This is a genomic window from Gemmatimonadaceae bacterium (genome assembly GCA_035606695.1).
Lineage (GTDB): Bacteria > Gemmatimonadota > Gemmatimonadetes > Gemmatimonadales > Gemmatimonadaceae > JAQBQB01.
Map to the genome: position 1 here is coordinate 23,380 of DATNEW010000040.1, position 17,807 is coordinate 41,186.

Genomic DNA, 17,807 nt, shown 5'->3' on the forward strand with positions numbered 1-17,807 from the left:
GATTCGCCGAACATGCCGGGTCACTCCGGCCCGCGCAATGATGGCGCCGAGGTTGCAGATGTTGCAGAGGTGGCTAACGTGCTCGTTGACGTGCTCGTTGACGAAAAAACACGATCACCCGAGAGCGCCGAATGGCCGACCCTGCGAACCCGACAGCAGTCCCCGACGCCTCCGTGCCGCCCGACCAGCCGCACCTGACGCGCCGGTTCGGCCTCCTGCCGGCCACCGCGTTGAACATGACCAACATGATCGGCGTTGGTCCGTTCATCACCATTCCGCTCCTGATGTCGGCGCTGGGCGGCCCGCAGGCGATGCTGGGATGGATCGTTGCCCTGGTCATCGTCATCTGCGACGGCATGGTCTGGAGCGAGCTCGGCGCCGCGATGCCGGGCTCCGGCGGATCGTTTCACTACCTTCGCGAAGCGTTCGGCAGCCAACGGTTCGGCCGTCTCATGGCGTTCCTCTTCGTGTGGCAGTTCGTGCTCAGCGGACCGCTCGAGATCGCGTCGGGCTACATCGGCTTCGGCGACTACACGAGCTACATCTGGAAGGGGATGACGCGGCCGCAGGAGATCGCGCTCGTCACGGTGATTGGCATCGTCAACATCGCGCTCCTGTACCGGCGCATTCACTCGATCGCGAAGCTCACCATTGCGCTGTGGATCGGCACGCTCGTCACGGTGCTCGCGGTGATCGTCGCCGGCATGTTCCACTTCAATCCGCGCGTGGCGTTCGACTTTCCGCCCGGCGCGTTCAACTTCTCGATCGGCTTCTTCCTTGGCATTGGCGCCGCGTCGCGCATCGGCATCTACGACTACCTCGGCTACTACGATGTGTGTTACATCGGCGACGAGGTGCGCGATCCCGGCCGCGTCATTCCGAAATCCATTCTCTACAGCACGGCCGCGGTCGCCGTCATCTACCTCGGCATCAATTTGTCGATCATCGGCGTCGTGCCGTGGCGCAGTTTCGTACCGGCGAGCGCTCATCCGGAGTCGAATTTCGTCGTATCGATCTTCATGCAGACGTTGTTCGGAACGAAAGTCGCAACGGTGTTCACGCTCCTCGTGCTCTGGACCGCGTTCGGCTCGGTCTTCGCGCTGCTGCTCGGCTACTCGCGTATTCCGTATGCGGCTGCCGAGAGTGGGTATTTCTTCCGTGTGTTCGGCCGGTTGCATCCCACGAAAGGCTTTCCATATGTCTCCTTGCTCGTCCTCGGCGTGATCTCGATCGTCGCCGGCTTCTTCTCGCTCGGCACTGTGATCGATGCGCTGATCGTGACGCGCATTCTCGTGCAGTTCATGGGACAGATCTTCGGGCTGATGTTATTGCGCAAACGCGCGCCGGATATGCCGAGGCCGTACAAGATGTGGCTGTATCCGGTGCCGGGGCTGGTCGCGCTCTTCGGATGGATCTTCGTCTTTGCCACCACCGACGCGCGCGTGCTGCTGTTCGGCGTCGGCGTGCTCGCGCTCGGCGGGCTGGCGTTTCTGCTGTGGTCGTGGAATACCAAGCGCTGGCCGTTTGGCCTCGTGGAGGCGGTATGATGAAAGTCTTACTCCGTTGTCATTGGAACGCTACGTGTCATCCTGAGCGAGCGCAGCGAGTCGACGGACCCCCGTCCCGGCGGAGAAGCAGCGGCTCTCCTCGGCGTACGGGGGTCCCTCGACTCCGGCGCTACGCACCTCCGCTCGGGATGACAATCGCGTTGCTGTTTGGCGCCGCCACGGCCCGCGCCCAGACCCGCCGCGCACTTCACGACGGCTGGCGCATTCAATCCTCCGCGAAAGTCGGCACGGACGGCGCACGCATCTCTTCGCCGTCGTATCACGGCGGCGATTGGTACGCGGCCACGGTCCCGTCCACGGTCGTCGGCGCGCTCGTCGACGCCGGCGTGTTCAAGGATCCCTTCTTCGGCATGAACCTGCGCTCCATCCCGGGCATGACGTACAACATCGGCTTGAACTTCGTGCACTTGCCGATGGACCCCTCGAGCCCGTACGCGGTGCCGTGGTGGTATCGTACGACCTTTAAGGCGTCGGCCGCGCGCGGCAAGCATGTGACGCTGCAGTTCGACGGCATCAACTATCGCGCGAACATCTGGCTGAACGGCAAGCGGATCGCCGACTCCACGCAGGTCGCCGGCACCTATCGCCGCTACGAGTACGACGTCACCGCCGATCTCGCGAAGAACGGCGAGAATGCGCTCGCCGTCGAGATCACCGCGCCGACACCGCCCGATTTGCAAACGACGTGGGTCGATTGGAATCCGTCGCCGCCCGACAAGGACATGGGTTTGTGGAAGCCGGTGTATCTCGCGACGACGGGCGACGTCGCCGTGCGCTATCCGGTCGTCATCAGCAAAGTCGATACGACCCGCCACTCCGCCGACGTCACCATTGGAACGAATCTCAAGAATCTCGCGGATAGCGCGGTCAGTGGCGAACTGTCGGCGACGATCGGCGGCATGCGCGTGCATCAACGCTTCACCGTCGCGGCGCGCGACAGCTCGTACGTCGAACTGCCCGCGGCGCACATGACGAATCCGCGGTTGTGGTGGCCCGCCGAGCTTGGGTCTCCGGAGATGTACGATCTCGATGTCGCGTTCGCGATCGGCGGCGCAACTTCCGATCATCAGCATTTGCGAACTGGTATTCGCGAAGTGACGTCAGAGATGACGCCGTCCGGTGCCGCGCTGTTTCGCGTGAACGGCCGCCGCATTCTCATTCGCGGGGGCGGTTGGGCGCCCGACATGTTCTTCCGCCCGCAACCGCAGCGCCAGGACGATCAGCTTCGCTACGCGCTCGACATGCACCTCAACACGCTTCGCCTCGAGGGCAACTACGAGGACGATCGTTTCTTCGAGCGCACCGACAGCCTGGGCCTTCTCGTCATGACGGGTTGGGTGTGTTGCGAGGCATTCGAGGAATGGCCGAAGTGGGGCGCCGAGCAGCACATGGTCGCGGGGTTGTCGCTGCGCGATCAGATTCGTCGGCTGCGCGCGCATCCGAGCGTCTTCGTTTGGCTCAACGGCAGCGACAATCCGCCGCCGGCCGACGTCGAGCAGATGTACCTCGGCATCGAGAGGAGCGAGCATTGGCCGAATCCGACCGTGTCGTCGGCCAGCGCCAAGCCGGCGCAATTCTCCGGCGCGAGCGGCGTGAAGATGACCGGCCCGTACGATTGGGTGCCGCCGGGCTATTGGATGCAGGACGCGACACACGGGGGGGGGTGGGGCTACAACACCGAGACGAGTCCCGGCGCGGCGGTGCCGCCCATCGAGAGCATTCGCCGCATGATGCCCGAGCGCGACATCAAGTGGCCACTCGACAGCGTGTGGCTCTTCCACGCGGCGGGCGGACAGTTCACGCATCTGCTCGATCGATTCAACACCGCGCTCTCGACACGCTTCGGCGCGCCGACGACGGCGGAAGAGTACACCTCGACGTCGCAGCTGATGACGTACGAGGGCGAGCGCGCGATGTTCGAGGCGTATCGCCGCAACAAGTACACGTCCACGGGCGTGATTCAATGGATGTTCAACAACGCGTGGCCGTCGATCTACTGGCATCTCTTCGACTGGTATCTGCTCCCCGCGGGGGGATACTTCGGCGCGAAGAAGGCGAACGAGCCGGTGCACGTGTTGTACTCGTACGATGATCGCAGCATCGCGGTCGTGAATGCCGAACGGCACGCGGTCAAAGGCGTTCGTCTGCGCGCGCGGACGCTGGGGATCGACGGATCGGTTCTCTCGACGCGCGACACGACGCTCGACCTTCCGGCGGACAGCAGCATGAAACTGTTCGCGCTGGCGGAGCCCGCCAACGTCAACGGCGCCTATTTCGCCGATTTGCGCCTCACGACGGCGGCCGGCGCGTCGCTCAGCACGAACTTTTATTGGCTGTCGTCCAAGCCCGACGTGCTTGCCGATACGTCGACCTGGTACATGACGCCGGTGAAGGCGTTCGCGGATTTCACGGCGCTCAAGACCATGCCGGCGGGTTCGGTGAAGTCGTCTGCAAGATTCACTCGAGGAGCCACGACGAGCGATGCACGCGTCACACTTACCAATTCTGGAAAGTCGCTGGCGTTCTTCGTGCGGTTGCGGGTGGTCGGCAGCGACGGACAGGAAGCGCTGCCCGTATTTTGGGAAGACAACTACGTGACGCTGCTGCCGGGAGAGACGCGGACGATCACGGCGCGGTGGCGGAACCGCGATATCCACGGAGCGCCGAAGCTGGTGGTCACGCCGTGGAATAAGCGGTAGGAGAAGCCGGCTTCCGACGTTCGCGACAATCGCTGAACGCAATCTAGCAGTCGCGGTCTCGGCCGAAGACGCCAGAATCAGGGTCTGGCGATATCTGTAAGACCTTGCACATTAATGCCGATTCGATTCTCGGGGTAAAGACCGTGACGACGACGTGGGCAGGAAGCGGGGCGGAAAGCGGCTCGAGACGTTTGTATGCCCAGCTGTCGAATGACGAGCGTCTTGAAGTCCTCTTCCGGATGGCCTCATCACTGCTCGGAGCCGCGCGGCGACACGATTTCTTCTTCCCGATCCGCCAGATATTCCCGGGTGGGATCGACTATTCAGACAGTTCTAAACGCGCACAAGTAATCGAAGGGCTTCGCATATTGAGCGGAATGCGCGAGCGCGAGGCATTCGACCGTGTCGGGCGAATCGTCTTGCTGTCAGAGCGTCGTCTGCGGGCCATCTCGACTGTGTGCGGGCTAGGCGCCTTCGCCGTGCTGCTCTTTATGCCAGCAAGCAATCCCGAAGCGCGCCAAGTCGTCGGAGCCGTCCTTTCTGCAGCCGCATTGACGTTGGCGTCGTTGTGGTTCTTCCATTCTCGGTACGGGCGACGTGCAACCGATCCCGTGCCGATAGAAATCGCCGTTTTCGCGCAACGGCTGCTGCAAGAACTTAGGGTTGAACGCGCTTGGTGACGTCGCCCAAACTGTACGACCGGCGCCACCACGCGCTGTCACAAACCGCGCGCAGAGCGGGCGAGGCCACGGGCTTTGGCGTCATCGGCTTGGCCGTAGGGCAAGCAATCGCAGTGGCCGCCCCATCGCTCGTCGGAGATTCCGTCCTCTTCGCCACGACGCTGGGTGGATTGTTTGCCGCTCTTAACGCGATCGGCGTCTTGGAGGGCGTGCGACGCAGCGCAGTGCGGGACGTCGCACAGGACCTGAGAGAGATTGATTTGCTATTCTTGGACAATCAGCTTGATGAAGACGAGTATTGGAGAGCACGCCAGAGAATCATCGACAAGCTGTAGGTAAAGGAAGGCGGCCGATATGGCGAATCAAGACAGCGTCCAATGATGGCGAGTTTTGGTCCGGGTCGTTCTCGACTTCCAGATGCCCCAATCCGGATTTCGGGCTCGCGAATACCTTGTCGATGACGCGGGTTCGAGCCTGAGCATGCATCACCCTCGCGTGCCCTCGGTCGCAACCACCTGCCTGAGGTCATCCACGTTTCGCACCGCCTCCCACCCCGCCATCCCCGCCTTCCACACCAGGGTGTCCGCACCAAGCTCTCCGCTCGCCGCCGCCCGCTTGAGTCCCGCTAAGTCCGTCGGTCCGCGACGCTCACCATTTACCACGTAATACCACGCGTCGCCGTGCGGCACCGGCGGCGGCTCGAGATTCACCGCGGGCGGCTGTGCCTGCGTCTGCGCGACGGCCGCCGACCCCAGTCCGAGGCCGACCACCGCCCCCATTCCCGATCCCGGATTCTTCGCCGCGTCCCGCACGGCATCGGCACTCTGCAGTTTCGCATACTGATCGAGATTCCCGATCACCCCCAACTTCGCCCGCTGATCGATCGCCGCCTCGACCTCCGCCGGCAGCGACACATTCTCGACCACGAGTTGAGAGATCTCTAATCCATACTGCGCGAAATCCGGCGCGACCCGCTGCTGAATGCTCGCACCCAGCTCGCCGTAGCGCGCCGCCAGATCGAAGATCGACACCTGAGACTCCGCGAGCGCGCCCGAGACTTTCGAGACGACGAAGTCTCGTAATTGCTCGCCGATGAGATCCACCGTGAACAAGGCGTTCGTGCCGACGATCTCGTCGACGAACGTGTGCGGATTCTCGATGCGCACCGAGAACGTGCCGAACGCGCGCAGCCGAACGGGCCCGAGCTGCGCATCGCGCACGATCACCGGGTTCGACGTCCCCCACTTCCGGTTCGTGAACTGCGTCGTGTTCACGAAGACGACTTCGGCCTTGAACGGACTCGCGAAGCCGTACTTCCACCCGCGCAGTCGCGAGAGCACCGGAAGGTTCGACGTCGCCAGCACGTGCCGCCCGGGTCCGAATTCGTCGGCGACCTTGCCCTGATCGACCAGCAGCGCCGCTTGGCCCGGGCGCACGATGAGCTGCGCGCCGTTCTTGATCTCGTTGTTGGGCCGAGGAAAGCGCCAGACCATCGTGTCGCGCGACTCGTCGAGCCACTCGATGATGTCGATCAATTCGCCGGCGACGAAGTCACGCAGAGTCACGCGAGTGCTCCTGGTTGAGGTCCTGCCTACGACGCTACGAGAAGAACGAGCGCAACGCATCCTCGAGCAAACTCGACGCGCCGGGCTTGGTGCGGTGAGTCATCGCGGCGTCGAGCTCCCGAAAGCGCTGGCCGCTCTCCTCGAACTCGCGAATGAGCTTTGCCTGCTCGTCGAGTTGTTGCTTGACGTCTTCCTGGCGTGCGCGCTCGAACCCGCCGCTGTCGATGAACGCGAGCGCGGCATGCAGCTCGTTGTCCTCGAACCACACGCCGTGCCCCTTGCACACGTCGACGATCACGCCCGAACGGCGGCCAAAGTTCTGGCGATTCATGATCTTCGCGCACATCGGACAGGGCACATATCGAACGGCCGCGCTGGGCGCCGACCGCGCTGTGGGCGCGCGTGTCGTCACATCGGCGAAGGCGATCACGGCGCCCCGCTCCTCGCGGTTCGTACATAGCTGTGTGAAGGTTGCGGCATCGAGCCACAGGCTCGCGCAAGCCGCGCACTCGTGCATCGGCGTGGTGCCGATGGTCACCGCGCGCATCTCGGCCTTGCAGCCGGGACACGGCAGCGCGGACGCGGCATCGCCCACCGTACGCGCGGCTTTCGCGCCGCAGTGCGGGCAAAAGTCCATGCCGGCGAACATCGCGCCGAAGCACGACGGACACGCGACAGTCGTCAGCGTCGAGCCGCAGTACTCGCACCGCGACGCCGTCGCGCTCGGCGCCGGTGCGCCGCAGGTGGGGCAGTTGAGGGACGAGGGCACGGACCATACTATAACGCTGAAATGCTTGCGAACGCCACGCCCGGTGCGCAGTCTATCGCATGACTGTTTCCTCGATTCAGGCGCAACCCGCGCCAATGTACACGCCGGCGTCCGATGCGCTGCCTGTAGCTCCAAGTCTCCTGCGCCGTTTCGCCGAACGATTCGCGCTGATCGCGTTCGGCCTGTACCATCTGCCGCTCTTCATCAACAACTATCCGTCGCTCGGCGGCGGGGGATTCAACGAGACCGGTCTCGCGCCGCGCTGGGGACACCTCTTCACGCCGCCGGCCGTGTGGGTTGCGCGAAACGTGCTGCACGTCGCGCGGATCACACAAAACTCATATCAGGGCGATAACGGCGACGTCTCGGAGGAGTACGCGAGACTGCTGCTCGCCGTCGCGATCGGAGTGATCGGTGCCCTCGCGTGGGCGTTCGCCGACCGCCGCCGCCCAAAAGGGAAATGGGTCGAGAGCACACTGCGCGTGCTGCTTCGCTATTCGATCGTGCTCGGGATCATGAGCTACGCGATCGCGAAGCTGCTGCCGCAGCAGTTCCCGCCGGTTCCGATCACGACACTCGAGACGCGCGTCGGCGACCTGTCGCCGATGATGCTCCTGTGGACCTTTATGGAATACTCACGCGCCTACGCGTTCTTCGGCGGGGTGATGGAATTCCTGGCCGTGGCGCTCCTCTGCTTCCGGCGCACGGCAACGCTCGGCGCGCTGCTCGCGGTCGCGGTGATGACGAATGTCGCGCTGTTGAACTATGCGTACGGTGTGCCGGTCAAGCTCTACGCGACGATGATCACCATCTCGGCGGCCGTGCTCGTGTTGTACGATGCGCGGCGCCTGTTCGATTTCTTCGTGCGCGGCCGCGCGGTGGCGATCGATCGCTCGTCGACGTGGCTCCAGGACAGCATGTCGCCGGCGTGGCGCAACACGATCAAGACCGTTGGCGTGGGCAGCGTGATGCTGTCGTCGATCGTGGCGATGGCGCCGACGCTGCATCGTCCGGCGGATTCACCGCTCGACGGCGCGTGGGTGGTGACCGCGTCGAATGCGGCGACGCCGTGGCGGCGGATGGTGGTGAGCCCATTCGGGGTCGTGCTGACCACATCGGATTCTCTCGTCGGCTGTGGCCGCACGCCCGGCCGGGGGACTGCGTCCGTTCTCTCGTTGCGGTGCAGGGGCGGCCGCACCGCGGAGCTCAAGTGGGCGCGGGTGCAGGATACGTTGCAGCTGGATGGGACGTTCGCGGGGGCGCCGCTGCATGTGACGGCGACGCACGTCGGACGTGGGTCGTACAACCTCATGAAGAGCCAGTTCAAATGGATCGTGGAGTGATGGTGGCGGCGTCGGAATGATGGTGGTCGTGCGCGGCGGCTATGGCAGTGTCGCGCATGAGCACAAATTCACAACGACCGGATCCGGCCGGATCTGACAACAGCGGATTACTGCACGGCGACGTCACCAGAAAGATCATCGCCGCGTTCTATGCGGTGAAACGGGAGGTTGGGCCAGGGTTTCCCGAGTACCTCTACGCGAACGGCGTATCGGTGCAGCTTCGTGAGCTTGGCTTGAACGTCCGCCGCGAAGTGCCGTACGAGATGGTCTTCCACGGCGTCGTCATCGGTCTCTTCCGCGCCGACATCGTCGTCGAAGGACTCGTGATCGTCGAAGTCAAAGTCTCGCGAGGAGTCTTGCTGCCGCACCGCGAGCAGGTCTGGCGCTACGCCAAAACCGCCGGCCTTCCCGTCGGCATGGTCCTGAATTTCGGCGAGAACCCCGGCTTCGCGCGCGTGTTAACAAACTCCGGCCCTTGATCTACAGATGTGGTCGGATCTTGTCGGATGTTGTCGTTTTCAATATTGAAATACGACCAAATCTGACAAAATCTGACCAGATCGGTTCTCAATACCGCCAGCCAGAAGATGTCCCCGCAGGAGCATGTTTTTCCACCTGTGCAGCCATCTTCGGAATGAGCTCGCTCAGAGGCGGTCCCCAGCAATGCGGCGCCATCGGCTGAAACACGATCTCGCCCGACCACGCTGGTGCGGTCGTCGTCTTCAGAAAGGTCTCGAGCATGTGCACGCCCATGTTCAGGAAATAGGAATCCGCATCGCCCACATAGACATTCATCTTGTCGGCGAGCTTGGGCCCGAGGGTGCTCCAATGCGTCTCGAGAATGTTTCGCAAATCATAATGTTCCTTCCAGTATGCCGCGACGCGCTTGTCGATCGCGCCGGTTTGCTTGTCCCAGATCCGCTGCGGATAGCCGTCAGCGCCGACGGGGCCATAAGTCGCCTCCCAGATGTCCCACTGGCCGCCCGAGCGCGAATGATCGCCCTGCGCGAGCTCCGACCAGTTCTCGTCCTTCATCATCGCGACGATGTTGCCGTCGGGCCGCCGCTGCGTGGGGCGCTCGACCTTCATCCAGTCGTGATCGATGTAGTACGCGTTCGCGTCGTCGTAGATGTTCACGATCTGGTGATAGCGAAAATCGACGCCGTCGGGACACAGGGACCACGTGCCGCCGTAGAAGTCGGGATAGAACACCTGATGCGCGAGTGAGATCCATCCGCCCGTCGATCCGCCGGTGAGCAGTCGCGCCCACGGCTGGCCGATCGCGCGGAACTGCGATTCGACCGCCGGAATCAGCTCCTGCGTGATCGCGTCACCATACGGGCCGTTGTTGGCCGAGTTGACGCCGTACGAATCGTCGTAGTAGGGCGATGGGTGTTGCAGCGTCACCAGCAGCATGCGCGGCGTGTTGTCGGCGAGCCAATAATCCGTGAAGCTCTGTCCACCGCGCGCGCCGCGTCCACCGCGTCCGCCCGTCGCGCCGAACCCGCCCGGAGCGCCGAGGCTGAAATGTCCTTCGTCGTAGACGACGGGATACTTCACGTCGGGATGCTTGTCGTAATCCTTCGGCAAGAGCACCGTGGCGCCGAGGTAGATGGGCTGGCCCCACCACTTGGTGAGAATGCGGCTCTGGATCTTGATCCGCTTCACATACTCGTTGTCCGCCGGCACGGTGACGGGCGGAATGACTTTGTCGGCGACGAGCTTGATCGGCGCGGACGATTTAGGATCGAAGTGGATCTTGATCGGTTCGCCGTAGAGATTGCCCGGCGATCGCTGCCACTGCTGGCCTTCCCATTGATCCATGTGCATCCAGACGGTGTGCCCGTCGGCGCGCACGAACTTCGTATAAACGTTGATGAACGGCTCGATCCAATAGTCGCCCGCGGGAATGTCGCGCAGACTCCGAACCGGAAAGCCGAACGCGCGCGCATCGACGATCAACGGTGTGCCCGGCGCGACGTTGTCGATGTCGACCCCGAACAGCGGGACGCCGGTCTCGCCTGTTTGTCTGATCGGTGGCCGTTGCGCGTCGCTGGTCTTGCTGAGCGCGATGTAGACGCGGCCCGTGATCGGAGCGGCGTGGGCGGCGCGGGGGAACGTGATCTCTACGCGCTGTGCGGACAGGGTCTGCGCGGCAGCGAGCGCGATCAGCAGGTGTCGAAGCGGCACAGAATCTCGATGTCTGGGGTGAGCTAAAACTTTAGACAACGACCGGGGCTGACAAAATCTGACCAGATCTGGACGGCCTTGGAGTGTACGGACGCGATAGAGTTTGGCGCCGTGCGACAGATCTGGTCAGATCTCGTCAGAACTGGTCGTCTCATTGACTGGCTCGCGCCGATCCACTTTCCCTCGAAGAACCCAATCTCTCAAAAACTTAAGCTCTGCTGCCCGGAACATTTCGTTCCGCCAAACGGGCCCAAAATTCACCGCGCCGCCCCCTCCACCGATGCTCGTAGGGTCCCAGTCAGCGCGGCCCACCCGCGCGGGAGACCAGCCTATGAAGAATCCACCATGTATTTGCCTCGACGTCTTCACGGATGCCGCGCTCGGACGCATCGATCGCGACAGCTGGATCGTCGAATATGAGCAGCACGTACTCGATGGCCACGTCGCTTCGTGTCACCATCGCTCGCCTCCGCCTGTGACCCATGCGGGCGAACCGGCGCGCGAGCATCGCATCTTCGCGCGCATTCTCAACGATCTTCTCACGTACACCGACGAGATGACGATCACCTGGACGCGCTGAGCCTATCGCTCAGCGGCTACTTCAGATCCCAGGGCCACCACAACTTGTTCGAGTACCTCTTCCCGAACACCGCATGCAGCGCATCACGCGGATCCTCGGACGCGATCACCGCGTCCAAGCGATCCGCCAGCTGCAGCGGGTTCGTGTACTCGCGATAGCGCCCGTACGAATGGAAGAAGCCCCACGGCCCGCCGTGCGCGAGCTTCCCGATCCAGATGTCCGGCAACAACGCGAACTCGACGGCGTAGAACGCGTTCATCGTCTTGAAGCGCGGCAAATCACTCTCGATCACGCCATGCGGCAGCGATCCGTGTTTGCCCCACTGCACGTCGATCGCCGGCGCGCCGCGCTCGCGCCAATCCGCGTGCAGCACCGTGTGATGCCAGTACGTCCAGATGTCCGTCGCCTTGCCGGTCGCGGGATCGTAGCCGACCCACACGATCTCCTCATCGCTCGGCTTCGCCCACGGCAGCCACTGGCCGTTCACGTCATGCTGCCAGAGCAGATGATATGCGACGATCGGCTTCGTCGGATGCACGACCGCCGCCGTGCGCACGAGCGGGAACGGTTCGTCGCGTTGAATCCACAGCGTCGGCGCGAGTGCGCGCGCGAGTCGCGCGGCTGAATCGGTCGGCGCCAGGATCGCCGGCGACGTGAACGGCGCGACGGGCAGCTCCACCCTCGGCACACAGGCGCCGAGTGCGAGTACGAGTGCGCACGCGGGGTATCGCGACGTCAGCCCGTTACCAGTGTCAACGTGAACTTGCTGCCGACGCCGAGCTCGCTTTCCGCCGTCAGATCGCCGCCCATGCCGCGCGCGAGATCGCGGCTGATCGAGAGTCCGAGCCCCACGCCGTCGCGCGGATGCATGAAGCGGCTGTCGACCTGCACGAACGGCTCGAAGATCTGCTCGAGCTTGTCGCGCGGAATCCCGCAGCCCGTGTCTTCAACGGTGATCGACACACGTCCCTGATCGCGGCGCTCGCAGCCCACGCGCACATGGCCGCCGCGATCGGTGAACTTGATCGCGTTCGCGAGAAGATTCAGTATCACCTGCTGGAGCTTGTCGCGATCGGCGCGTACGCGCAGCCCTTCGCCAACGTCGAACTCGATCCGCAATCCGCTCGCCCGCGCCTGCGGCGCCACCAGCGACTCGGCGATCGCGAGCACCTCGCTGACCGCGACACTGGAGATCTCATACTTGAGCGTTCCGCGCTCGATGCGGGCGAAATTGAGCACGCCGTTGATCAAGCCGAGCAGGTGTCGCTGGCTGCGTTGAATGCGCAGGAGGTCTTCGCGCTGTTCCTCGGTGATCTCGCCGCGAATGCCGAGCAGGATCAAGTCCGCGTAGCCGCCGATGGCGTTGAGCGGCGTGCGCAGCTCGTGGCTCATCATCGCCAGAAAATCCGACTTCGCGCGATTCGCCGCCTCCGCTTCCGCGCGTGCTTCACTGAGCAGCACGAGATGATCGCGCACGTCGTATTGCCGCTCGCGGGCGCGAAGCGCCGATCGCACGGTGGTGACGAGCGTTGCCACACGCACCGGCCGTTCGAGCAGCGTGATGTTGCTGCGCATCGCGATCGATTCGATGCCCTGGGCGATCGAATGCGACAGCTCGCCCTCGGCCGTCAGGATGATCAGCGGGAGGTCCGACCAGCTGGGCTGACTGTCCAGTTCCGCCACGATCGCCTCGCGCACCGTCGCGACCAGCGCTTCCTCGGCAAGGACGAGCGCGCCTACGCCGTGGCGCATCGCGGCGACGAGCGACTCGACGTCCTCGTACGCTTCGGCGTCGATGTGCCAGCGGGCCAGCACGCGTTGGGCGAGCGGGGCATCGCGTCCTGTCGGCGCGAGGATGGCGATGCGCTTGGACCGTTCGGCGCGTGCCGCGTCGGCGACGCCGGCCACGTCGTCGGTCACCATGCGAATGACCTCAGCGGCGGCCATGTGCACCGTCTGCGATACTTGGACGCGGTGCCGCGACATCCGCCATCAGCGGCCCGCTCGGTCCCGTGTACTCCGGCACGCCCGTCAACACGCCGCGGAAATCGTGCAGCGGCTCGCCCAGGCGAAGGCCGCCGGGCCCGATCCCGAACTCGCGAATGGTCGATTCGTGCATCCCGTTGCGCTTCTTCACGACCGAGATGGCGCGCCGAACCGAGCCGGAATATTCAAAGTATCGTAATAATATGACGGTATCGGCGAGGTAGCTCACTTCGGCGGCTTCGTCGACCTCGCCGCCGAAGACACCGTGCTGCACCAGCGTCATGATGATCGAGACGCCGCGGTCGGCGAGATAACTCAGCAGCTCGTGCACCTGCACCAGGAGCAGCCGCTCGGCCGGCATCGCCTGCATGTAGCCGTTGATCGAGTCGAGGACGATCAACTGTACGCCGTCCTCCTCGACCGCGCGCACGATGTCCTGCGCGAACTCGCCGGGCGACATCTCGGTCGGCTCGATCTGCCGAAGCACGAGGCGTCCGTCGGTCATCGCCTTCGAGCCGCCGATGCCGAGTCCCTTCGCGCGCATGTGCGCGGTGGAGATGCGCTCGTCGAACAGATACACGCGCGCGCGCAAGTTCTCGTTCGCCATTCGCTCGGCGTACTGCATGCAGAGAATCGATTTGCCCGTGCCGGCCGATCCCATGAGCAACGTGCTCGTGCCCGTGAGGAGGCCCCCGCCCAGCAGCGCATCGAGCTCGGTCGAGCCGCTGGTGATCACGCGCGGCTCTCCGACAGCGCCTCGCTCGTGGCGCAATATGCGCGGATACACTTCCACGCCGCCCGTACGAATTCGAAAATCGTGATACCCGCCGCGGAAGCGCACGCCGCGCAGCTTCATCACTTGCAGGCGGCGACGCTCCGCGCCGTACTCCATGGCGAGGTGCTCGAGCAGAATCACGCCGTGCGCCAGGCTTTGCAGTTGCAGATCGCCCTGGGGGTGGCTGCGATCGTCAAGTAGCAACACCGTGCAGTCGCGCCCGCTGAAGAATTGCTTGAGCGCCAGGATCTGGCGGCGAAAGCGCAGCGCGTCGCGCGCGAGCATGCGCATCTCGCTCAGCGAGTCGAAAACGACGCGCGCCGGCTTGTGCTTCTCGACCTGCGCGAGCACCAGTTCGATCGTCTGCTGGAGCTCGACTTCGGCCGGATGAAAGAGCGTGTACGCTTCGTCCGGATCCTTGTCCTGCACCGACGACAGCTCGAGCACGGTGATTCCCTCGAGCGACCAGCCGTGCGATTCGGCGGCCGCGCCAAGCTCCTCTTCCGTCTCCGAGAGCGTGACGTAGAGCCCGTGCTCGCCGTGCTCGCGCCCTTCCATAAGGAAGTGCATGGCGAGTGTCGTCTTGCCGGTGCCGGGCTCGCCGTCGACGAGGTAGAGGCGGTTGCAGGGCAATCCGCCCCCGATGATGTCGTCGAGCCCCTGCACTCCAAGGCTCGCGCGGCCCCGGTCGGCAGAGGATTTTCCCGCGGCGTGGCGGTCAGGCAAGCATGGCTCCGGGACAATGCCGCGGCCAAGCTTCGCCGCTACAGAAGGCTATTCAAGCCATGTACCAATCGCCAGCGAACGAATGTTCAGCGAGCACGACCGTACGCCGCGCGATAATTTGGGTTGTCCCCTCATCCGGAAATGTCATGCAGCTGCGCTGTGCTGTGGTACTGCTCCTCGTCGCCGGTGTCTCGTCTCGAGCGTCGTCACAGACGAGTCACGTGCGCGGCACGCTGATGATCGTGGGCGGCGGACCGCAGCCGCCGGCGCTCGTGCAACAGTTCGTCGATCTCGCCGGCGGCAAAGGTCGCGCGCGCATCATCGTGTTCGGGATGGCGAGCGAGGACGGCGAGAAGGGCGGGGAGGAGAAAGCTCGGGAGCTCCGCCGGCTCGGCGCGAATTCGCGCAACGTCTGGGTGAACCGCGCGCAGGCGAACACGGATTCGGTGGCGCTGCTCCTCGAGGGCGCGACGGGCATCTGGTTCATCGGCGGCGATCAGGTGAAGCTCATCGCCGCGTTGCGAGGAACGAAGGTCGACTCGGCGATGCACGCGCTCTATCGCGACGGTGCGGTGATCGGCGGCACGTCGGCCGGCGCCGCGGTGATGTCGGCGGTGATGCTCACCGGGGACGAGCGGCATCCCGGCGGCGCGCGTCCCGACACGAGCACGGGCGGATTCATGACGATCGCGCGCGGCGACATCGTCGTCGATTCGGGCTTTGGTTTTCTGCGCGATGCCATCGTCGATCAACATTTCCTGCGTCGCAAACGGCACAATCGGTTGATCAGCGTGGCGCTCGAGGATGCGCCGCATCTCGCGGTGGGGATCGATGAGTCGACGGCGCTTATCGTGCCGCCGAGTGGGCCGTGGCGCGTCGCCGGCGAGAGTGTCGTCATCGTCTACGACGCCCGGCATTCTCATATAAGTTCTATGAATGCCGGGGCGCTCGGCGCGACGGACATTCGGATGCACGTGTTGCCGGCGGGAGCGACGTTCGATCCAAAGACGGGCGTGGCGCGGCTGCCTTGAGCTATCGCGAGCTATCGCGACGCAACCGCGATGCGCATGTAGATCACGCGCCCGACCCCCGACCGGCCCTCGGCGTACCACGCATTCCACTCGGCCGTGCTCGAGTCTTCGCGGACGGTGAATCCCGCGGCGCGCAGATCACTCGCCATCTCGGCCGGCGTCCACGCGCTGATGTGCGGTTCGCCGATCAGCCGGAGAATCAGGCGCGCGAACAGCCGCCGGGCTCCGGTATGGTAGTTCACGATCAACGTGGAGCCCGGCGCGCTTCTTCCCGCAATGCTCGCGAGCGTCGCACGCACGGACTCGTGCGTCAGGTACATCACGACGCCTTCCCAAATCCAGCAGGTCGGTGCGGAACGATCGTGGCCGGCGCGCTCGAGCACCTTATCGAGCGAGTCGCGCTCGAAGTCGATCGGGACGAAGGTGACAACTCCGATCGCCGGCGGCAGCTCCGCGAGGTGTGAGCGCTTCTCGTTCTGCGTCGCGGGATGGTCGATTTCGAAAACTCTAATATCGCGCAGCTCGCGCATGCGCCATGCACGTCCGTCGTAACCGGCGCCGAGGATGACGACCTGCCGCGCGCCGCGGGCGATGGCGTCGCGGGCGGCGGCGTCGATCGCGGCCGTGCGGAGGGCCATGATGTCGGCCATGCCGCGCGCCATCTCGACCTTGGACGAGCGCTTGGCTTGTCGTGCCGCGCGCTCGATCGCCGCGAGGCGCCGCTTTTGCTTTTCGCCGAGAAACACTCGCGCCGTGGGATCGCTGAAGTCAATCACGTGCGAGATGCCAACGTCAGCCAGTGCGCGGCCAAATGTGACGAGGCGGGCGGTGCGGCTGGGGCGGTCGGCTTTCATGGTTCAGGTGGGTTCGGACAGGGAACACTAGTGCTTCGCGTGTCGTATCACGTACATGGGATTGAAGCACTGTCGTACGGGAGGGGAATATGTGGGGCAACCGTAGAGTAGCGATGCTTAGGGCGATCGTGGCCGCGTCGGTGGTGGGGTGCGCGCGTCCGAATGAGCTTGCGGATGGCGACCTCGATCCGACAGCGCCGATCGCCGTGAAAGTTCAGAATCAGAATTTCAATGACGTGGATGTGTTCGCGGTGTCGGGCGGCATGGCGCGGCGTTTGAGAACGGTGACCGGTGTGAGCAGCGGCATGTTCTCGCTCGATGCATCGTACGCGGCGCGTTCACTATACATCGTGGCGTCGCCGATCGGCGGGTTTGGCCGTGCATCGAGTGGTCAGCTGAATGTTTCGGCGGGCGATACGGTCGAGTTCAGGGTTGGGCCGAAGTTGGCGAACAGTGGGGTGTTGATTCGGTAACGCCCAGGATGACCGTGACGCGTCCTCACGCCGCCGGCCCCAGCAAATCCCACCGATTCCCTTCACAATCCAGAAACACCGCCAGCCGCCCGTACGCCTGATCGCTCGGCTCCCGCACGATCGTCACGCCCGCCCCAACGAGCCGCTGATACGTTCGCTCAAATTCCTCGACGCGCAAAAACATCCCGACGCGTCCACCGAATTGATTGCCGGCGAACGCTGCTTGATGTTCGCCGTCGGCGCGCGCCAGTAGAATCCCGGTCTCCGCACCAGATGGCCGCACCACCACCCACCGCTTCGGCCGGCCGTCATTCGTGAGCGACGGGGCATCCTCGGCGAGCTCGAAGCCCAGGATGTCCACGAAGAATCGGATCGCCGGATCGTAGTCGCGGACGATGAGGGTGACGAGCGCGAGATGGGGCATCAATAACGATAAGCACGCAGGAACGTTCCTACGTTTGCGTCGATTGGTGAGCTGAACCCCTTTCCGGAGTCATCCAATGCGCCTCGTTCGATACACCGTGGTCGCCCTGTTGGTCAGCGCCGCCTTCGTCGCATGCCACAAGGG

At 64.1% G+C, this 17,807-nt stretch carries 17 protein-coding genes; 9 read left to right on the forward strand and 8 right to left on the reverse strand.

Annotated features, from left to right (window positions below; translation table 11 throughout):
- The first annotated feature begins 131 nt into the window (after nt 1-131).
- The 4 genes from VN706_21555 to VN706_21570 all read left to right on the forward strand — a co-directional run bounded on the left by VN706_21555 (nt 132) and on the right by VN706_21570 (nt 5,282).
- Nucleotides 132-1,547: an APC family permease gene (locus VN706_21555; protein ID HXT18232.1), complete on the forward strand. Its 1,416-nt coding sequence runs from the start codon at nt 132-134 to the stop codon at nt 1,545-1,547.
- Between the two features lie 149 nt (nt 1,548-1,696).
- Nucleotides 1,697-4,267, forward strand: coding sequence for a glycoside hydrolase family 2 protein (locus tag VN706_21560; GenBank protein ID HXT18233.1), 2,571 nt, complete (start codon nt 1,697-1,699; stop codon nt 4,265-4,267).
- Between the two features lie 104 nt (nt 4,268-4,371).
- Complete coding sequence (locus VN706_21565) at nt 4,372-4,947, forward strand: hypothetical protein (protein HXT18234.1); 576 nt, start codon at nt 4,372-4,374, stop codon at nt 4,945-4,947.
- Nucleotides 4,944-5,282 carry a hypothetical protein gene (locus tag VN706_21570; protein HXT18235.1) on the forward strand — a complete coding sequence of 113 codons (339 nt, stop codon included), beginning with the start codon at nt 4,944-4,946 and terminating at the stop codon, nt 5,280-5,282. Before VN706_21565 ends, VN706_21570 begins: the two co-directional genes overlap by 4 nt.
- A gap of 150 nt (nt 5,283-5,432) precedes the next feature.
- Here VN706_21570 and VN706_21575 read toward each other — a convergent pair whose 3' ends face one another.
- Together VN706_21575 and VN706_21580 are read right to left on the reverse strand one after the other, a co-directional pair.
- On the reverse strand, nt 5,433-6,512 hold the full coding sequence (locus VN706_21575) for an SPFH domain-containing protein (GenBank protein HXT18236.1): 1,080 nt from the start codon (nt 6,510-6,512) through the stop codon (nt 5,433-5,435).
- Between the two features lie 34 nt (nt 6,513-6,546).
- Nucleotides 6,547-7,281 (reverse strand): zf-TFIIB domain-containing protein, encoded by a 735-nt coding sequence (locus VN706_21580; GenBank protein ID HXT18237.1) that lies wholly within the window; start codon nt 7,279-7,281, stop codon nt 6,547-6,549.
- Nucleotides 7,282-7,340: 59 nt separating this feature from the next.
- On the opposite strand from VN706_21580, the gene VN706_21585 reads away from it, so the two are divergent.
- Complete coding sequence (locus tag VN706_21585; protein ID HXT18238.1) at nt 7,341-8,624, forward strand: hypothetical protein; 1,284 nt, start codon at nt 7,341-7,343, stop codon at nt 8,622-8,624.
- A 56-nt stretch (nt 8,625-8,680) separates the two neighbouring features.
- A complete protein-coding gene (locus VN706_21590) occupies nt 8,681-9,103 on the forward strand; it encodes a GxxExxY protein (protein HXT18239.1) in 423 nt (140 codons plus the stop codon).
- Nucleotides 9,104-9,191: 88 nt separating this feature from the next.
- Here VN706_21590 and VN706_21595 read toward each other — a convergent pair whose 3' ends face one another.
- Nucleotides 9,192-10,814, reverse strand: a complete 1,623-nt coding sequence (locus VN706_21595; protein ID HXT18240.1) for an alpha/beta hydrolase-fold protein — start codon at nt 10,812-10,814, stop codon at nt 9,192-9,194.
- Nucleotides 10,815-11,145: 331 nt separating this feature from the next.
- Between VN706_21595 and VN706_21600 the strand changes: the two genes are divergently transcribed.
- Nucleotides 11,146-11,394, forward strand: a complete 249-nt coding sequence (locus tag VN706_21600) for a hypothetical protein (GenBank protein HXT18241.1) — start codon at nt 11,146-11,148, stop codon at nt 11,392-11,394.
- A gap of 16 nt (nt 11,395-11,410) precedes the next feature.
- Here VN706_21600 and VN706_21605 read toward each other — a convergent pair whose 3' ends face one another.
- Genes VN706_21605 through VN706_21615 form a run of 3 tightly spaced genes read right to left on the reverse strand, consistent with a single transcriptional unit; the run spans nt 11,411 to nt 14,881 of the window.
- Nucleotides 11,411-12,073, reverse strand: coding sequence for a hypothetical protein (locus VN706_21605; protein ID HXT18242.1), 663 nt, complete (start codon nt 12,071-12,073; stop codon nt 11,411-11,413).
- Nucleotides 12,074-12,129: 56 nt separating this feature from the next.
- A complete protein-coding gene (locus tag VN706_21610) occupies nt 12,130-13,341 on the reverse strand; it encodes a HAMP domain-containing sensor histidine kinase (protein ID HXT18243.1) in 1,212 nt (403 codons plus the stop codon).
- Nucleotides 13,328-14,881 carry an ATPase domain-containing protein gene (locus VN706_21615; protein ID HXT18244.1) on the reverse strand — a complete coding sequence of 518 codons (1,554 nt, stop codon included), beginning with the start codon at nt 14,879-14,881 and terminating at the stop codon, nt 13,328-13,330. Before VN706_21615 ends, VN706_21610 begins: the two co-directional genes overlap by 14 nt.
- A gap of 146 nt (nt 14,882-15,027) precedes the next feature.
- Here VN706_21615 and VN706_21620 point away from each other — a divergent pair, with 146 nt between their 5' ends.
- Nucleotides 15,028-15,912 (forward strand): cyanophycinase, encoded by an 885-nt coding sequence (locus VN706_21620; protein HXT18245.1) that lies wholly within the window; start codon nt 15,028-15,030, stop codon nt 15,910-15,912.
- 11 nt (nt 15,913-15,923) lie between these two features.
- Here the strand turns inward: VN706_21620 and VN706_21625 are convergent, their stop codons facing one another.
- On the reverse strand, nt 15,924-16,766 hold the full coding sequence (locus VN706_21625; GenBank protein ID HXT18246.1) for an SAM-dependent methyltransferase: 843 nt from the start codon (nt 16,764-16,766) through the stop codon (nt 15,924-15,926).
- 113 nt (nt 16,767-16,879) lie between these two features.
- On the opposite strand from VN706_21625, the gene VN706_21630 reads away from it, so the two are divergent.
- Entirely contained in the window at nt 16,880-17,239 is a 360-nt protein-coding gene (locus tag VN706_21630; GenBank protein ID HXT18247.1) for a hypothetical protein, read from the forward strand.
- A 25-nt stretch (nt 17,240-17,264) separates the two neighbouring features.
- Here VN706_21630 and VN706_21635 read toward each other — a convergent pair whose 3' ends face one another.
- Nucleotides 17,265-17,663 (reverse strand): VOC family protein, encoded by a 399-nt coding sequence (locus tag VN706_21635; GenBank protein ID HXT18248.1) that lies wholly within the window; start codon nt 17,661-17,663, stop codon nt 17,265-17,267.
- Between the last annotated feature and the right edge of the window lie 144 nt (nt 17,664-17,807).

Coding starts and splice junctions, on each gene's coding strand:
- VN706_21555 (HXT18232.1), top strand. CDS start 132: ATGGCCGACCCTGCGAACCCGACAGCAGTCCCCGACGCCTCCGTGCCG.
- VN706_21560 (HXT18233.1), top strand. CDS start 1,697: ATGACAATCGCGTTGCTGTTTGGCGCCGCCACGGCCCGCGCCCAGACC.
- VN706_21585 (HXT18238.1), top strand. CDS start 7,341: ATGACTGTTTCCTCGATTCAGGCGCAACCCGCGCCAATGTACACGCCG.
- VN706_21590 (HXT18239.1), top strand. CDS start 8,681: ATGAGCACAAATTCACAACGACCGGATCCGGCCGGATCTGACAACAGC.
- VN706_21600 (HXT18241.1), top strand. CDS start 11,146: ATGAAGAATCCACCATGTATTTGCCTCGACGTCTTCACGGATGCCGCG.
- VN706_21610 (HXT18243.1), bottom strand. CDS start 13,341: ATGGCCGCCGCTGAGGTCATTCGCATGGTGACCGACGACGTGGCCGGC.
- VN706_21620 (HXT18245.1), top strand. CDS start 15,028: ATGCAGCTGCGCTGTGCTGTGGTACTGCTCCTCGTCGCCGGTGTCTCG.
- VN706_21625 (HXT18246.1), bottom strand. CDS start 16,766: ATGAAAGCCGACCGCCCCAGCCGCACCGCCCGCCTCGTCACATTTGGC.
- VN706_21630 (HXT18247.1), top strand. CDS start 16,880: ATGCTTAGGGCGATCGTGGCCGCGTCGGTGGTGGGGTGCGCGCGTCCG.
- VN706_21635 (HXT18248.1), bottom strand. CDS start 17,663: ATGCCCCATCTCGCGCTCGTCACCCTCATCGTCCGCGACTACGATCCG.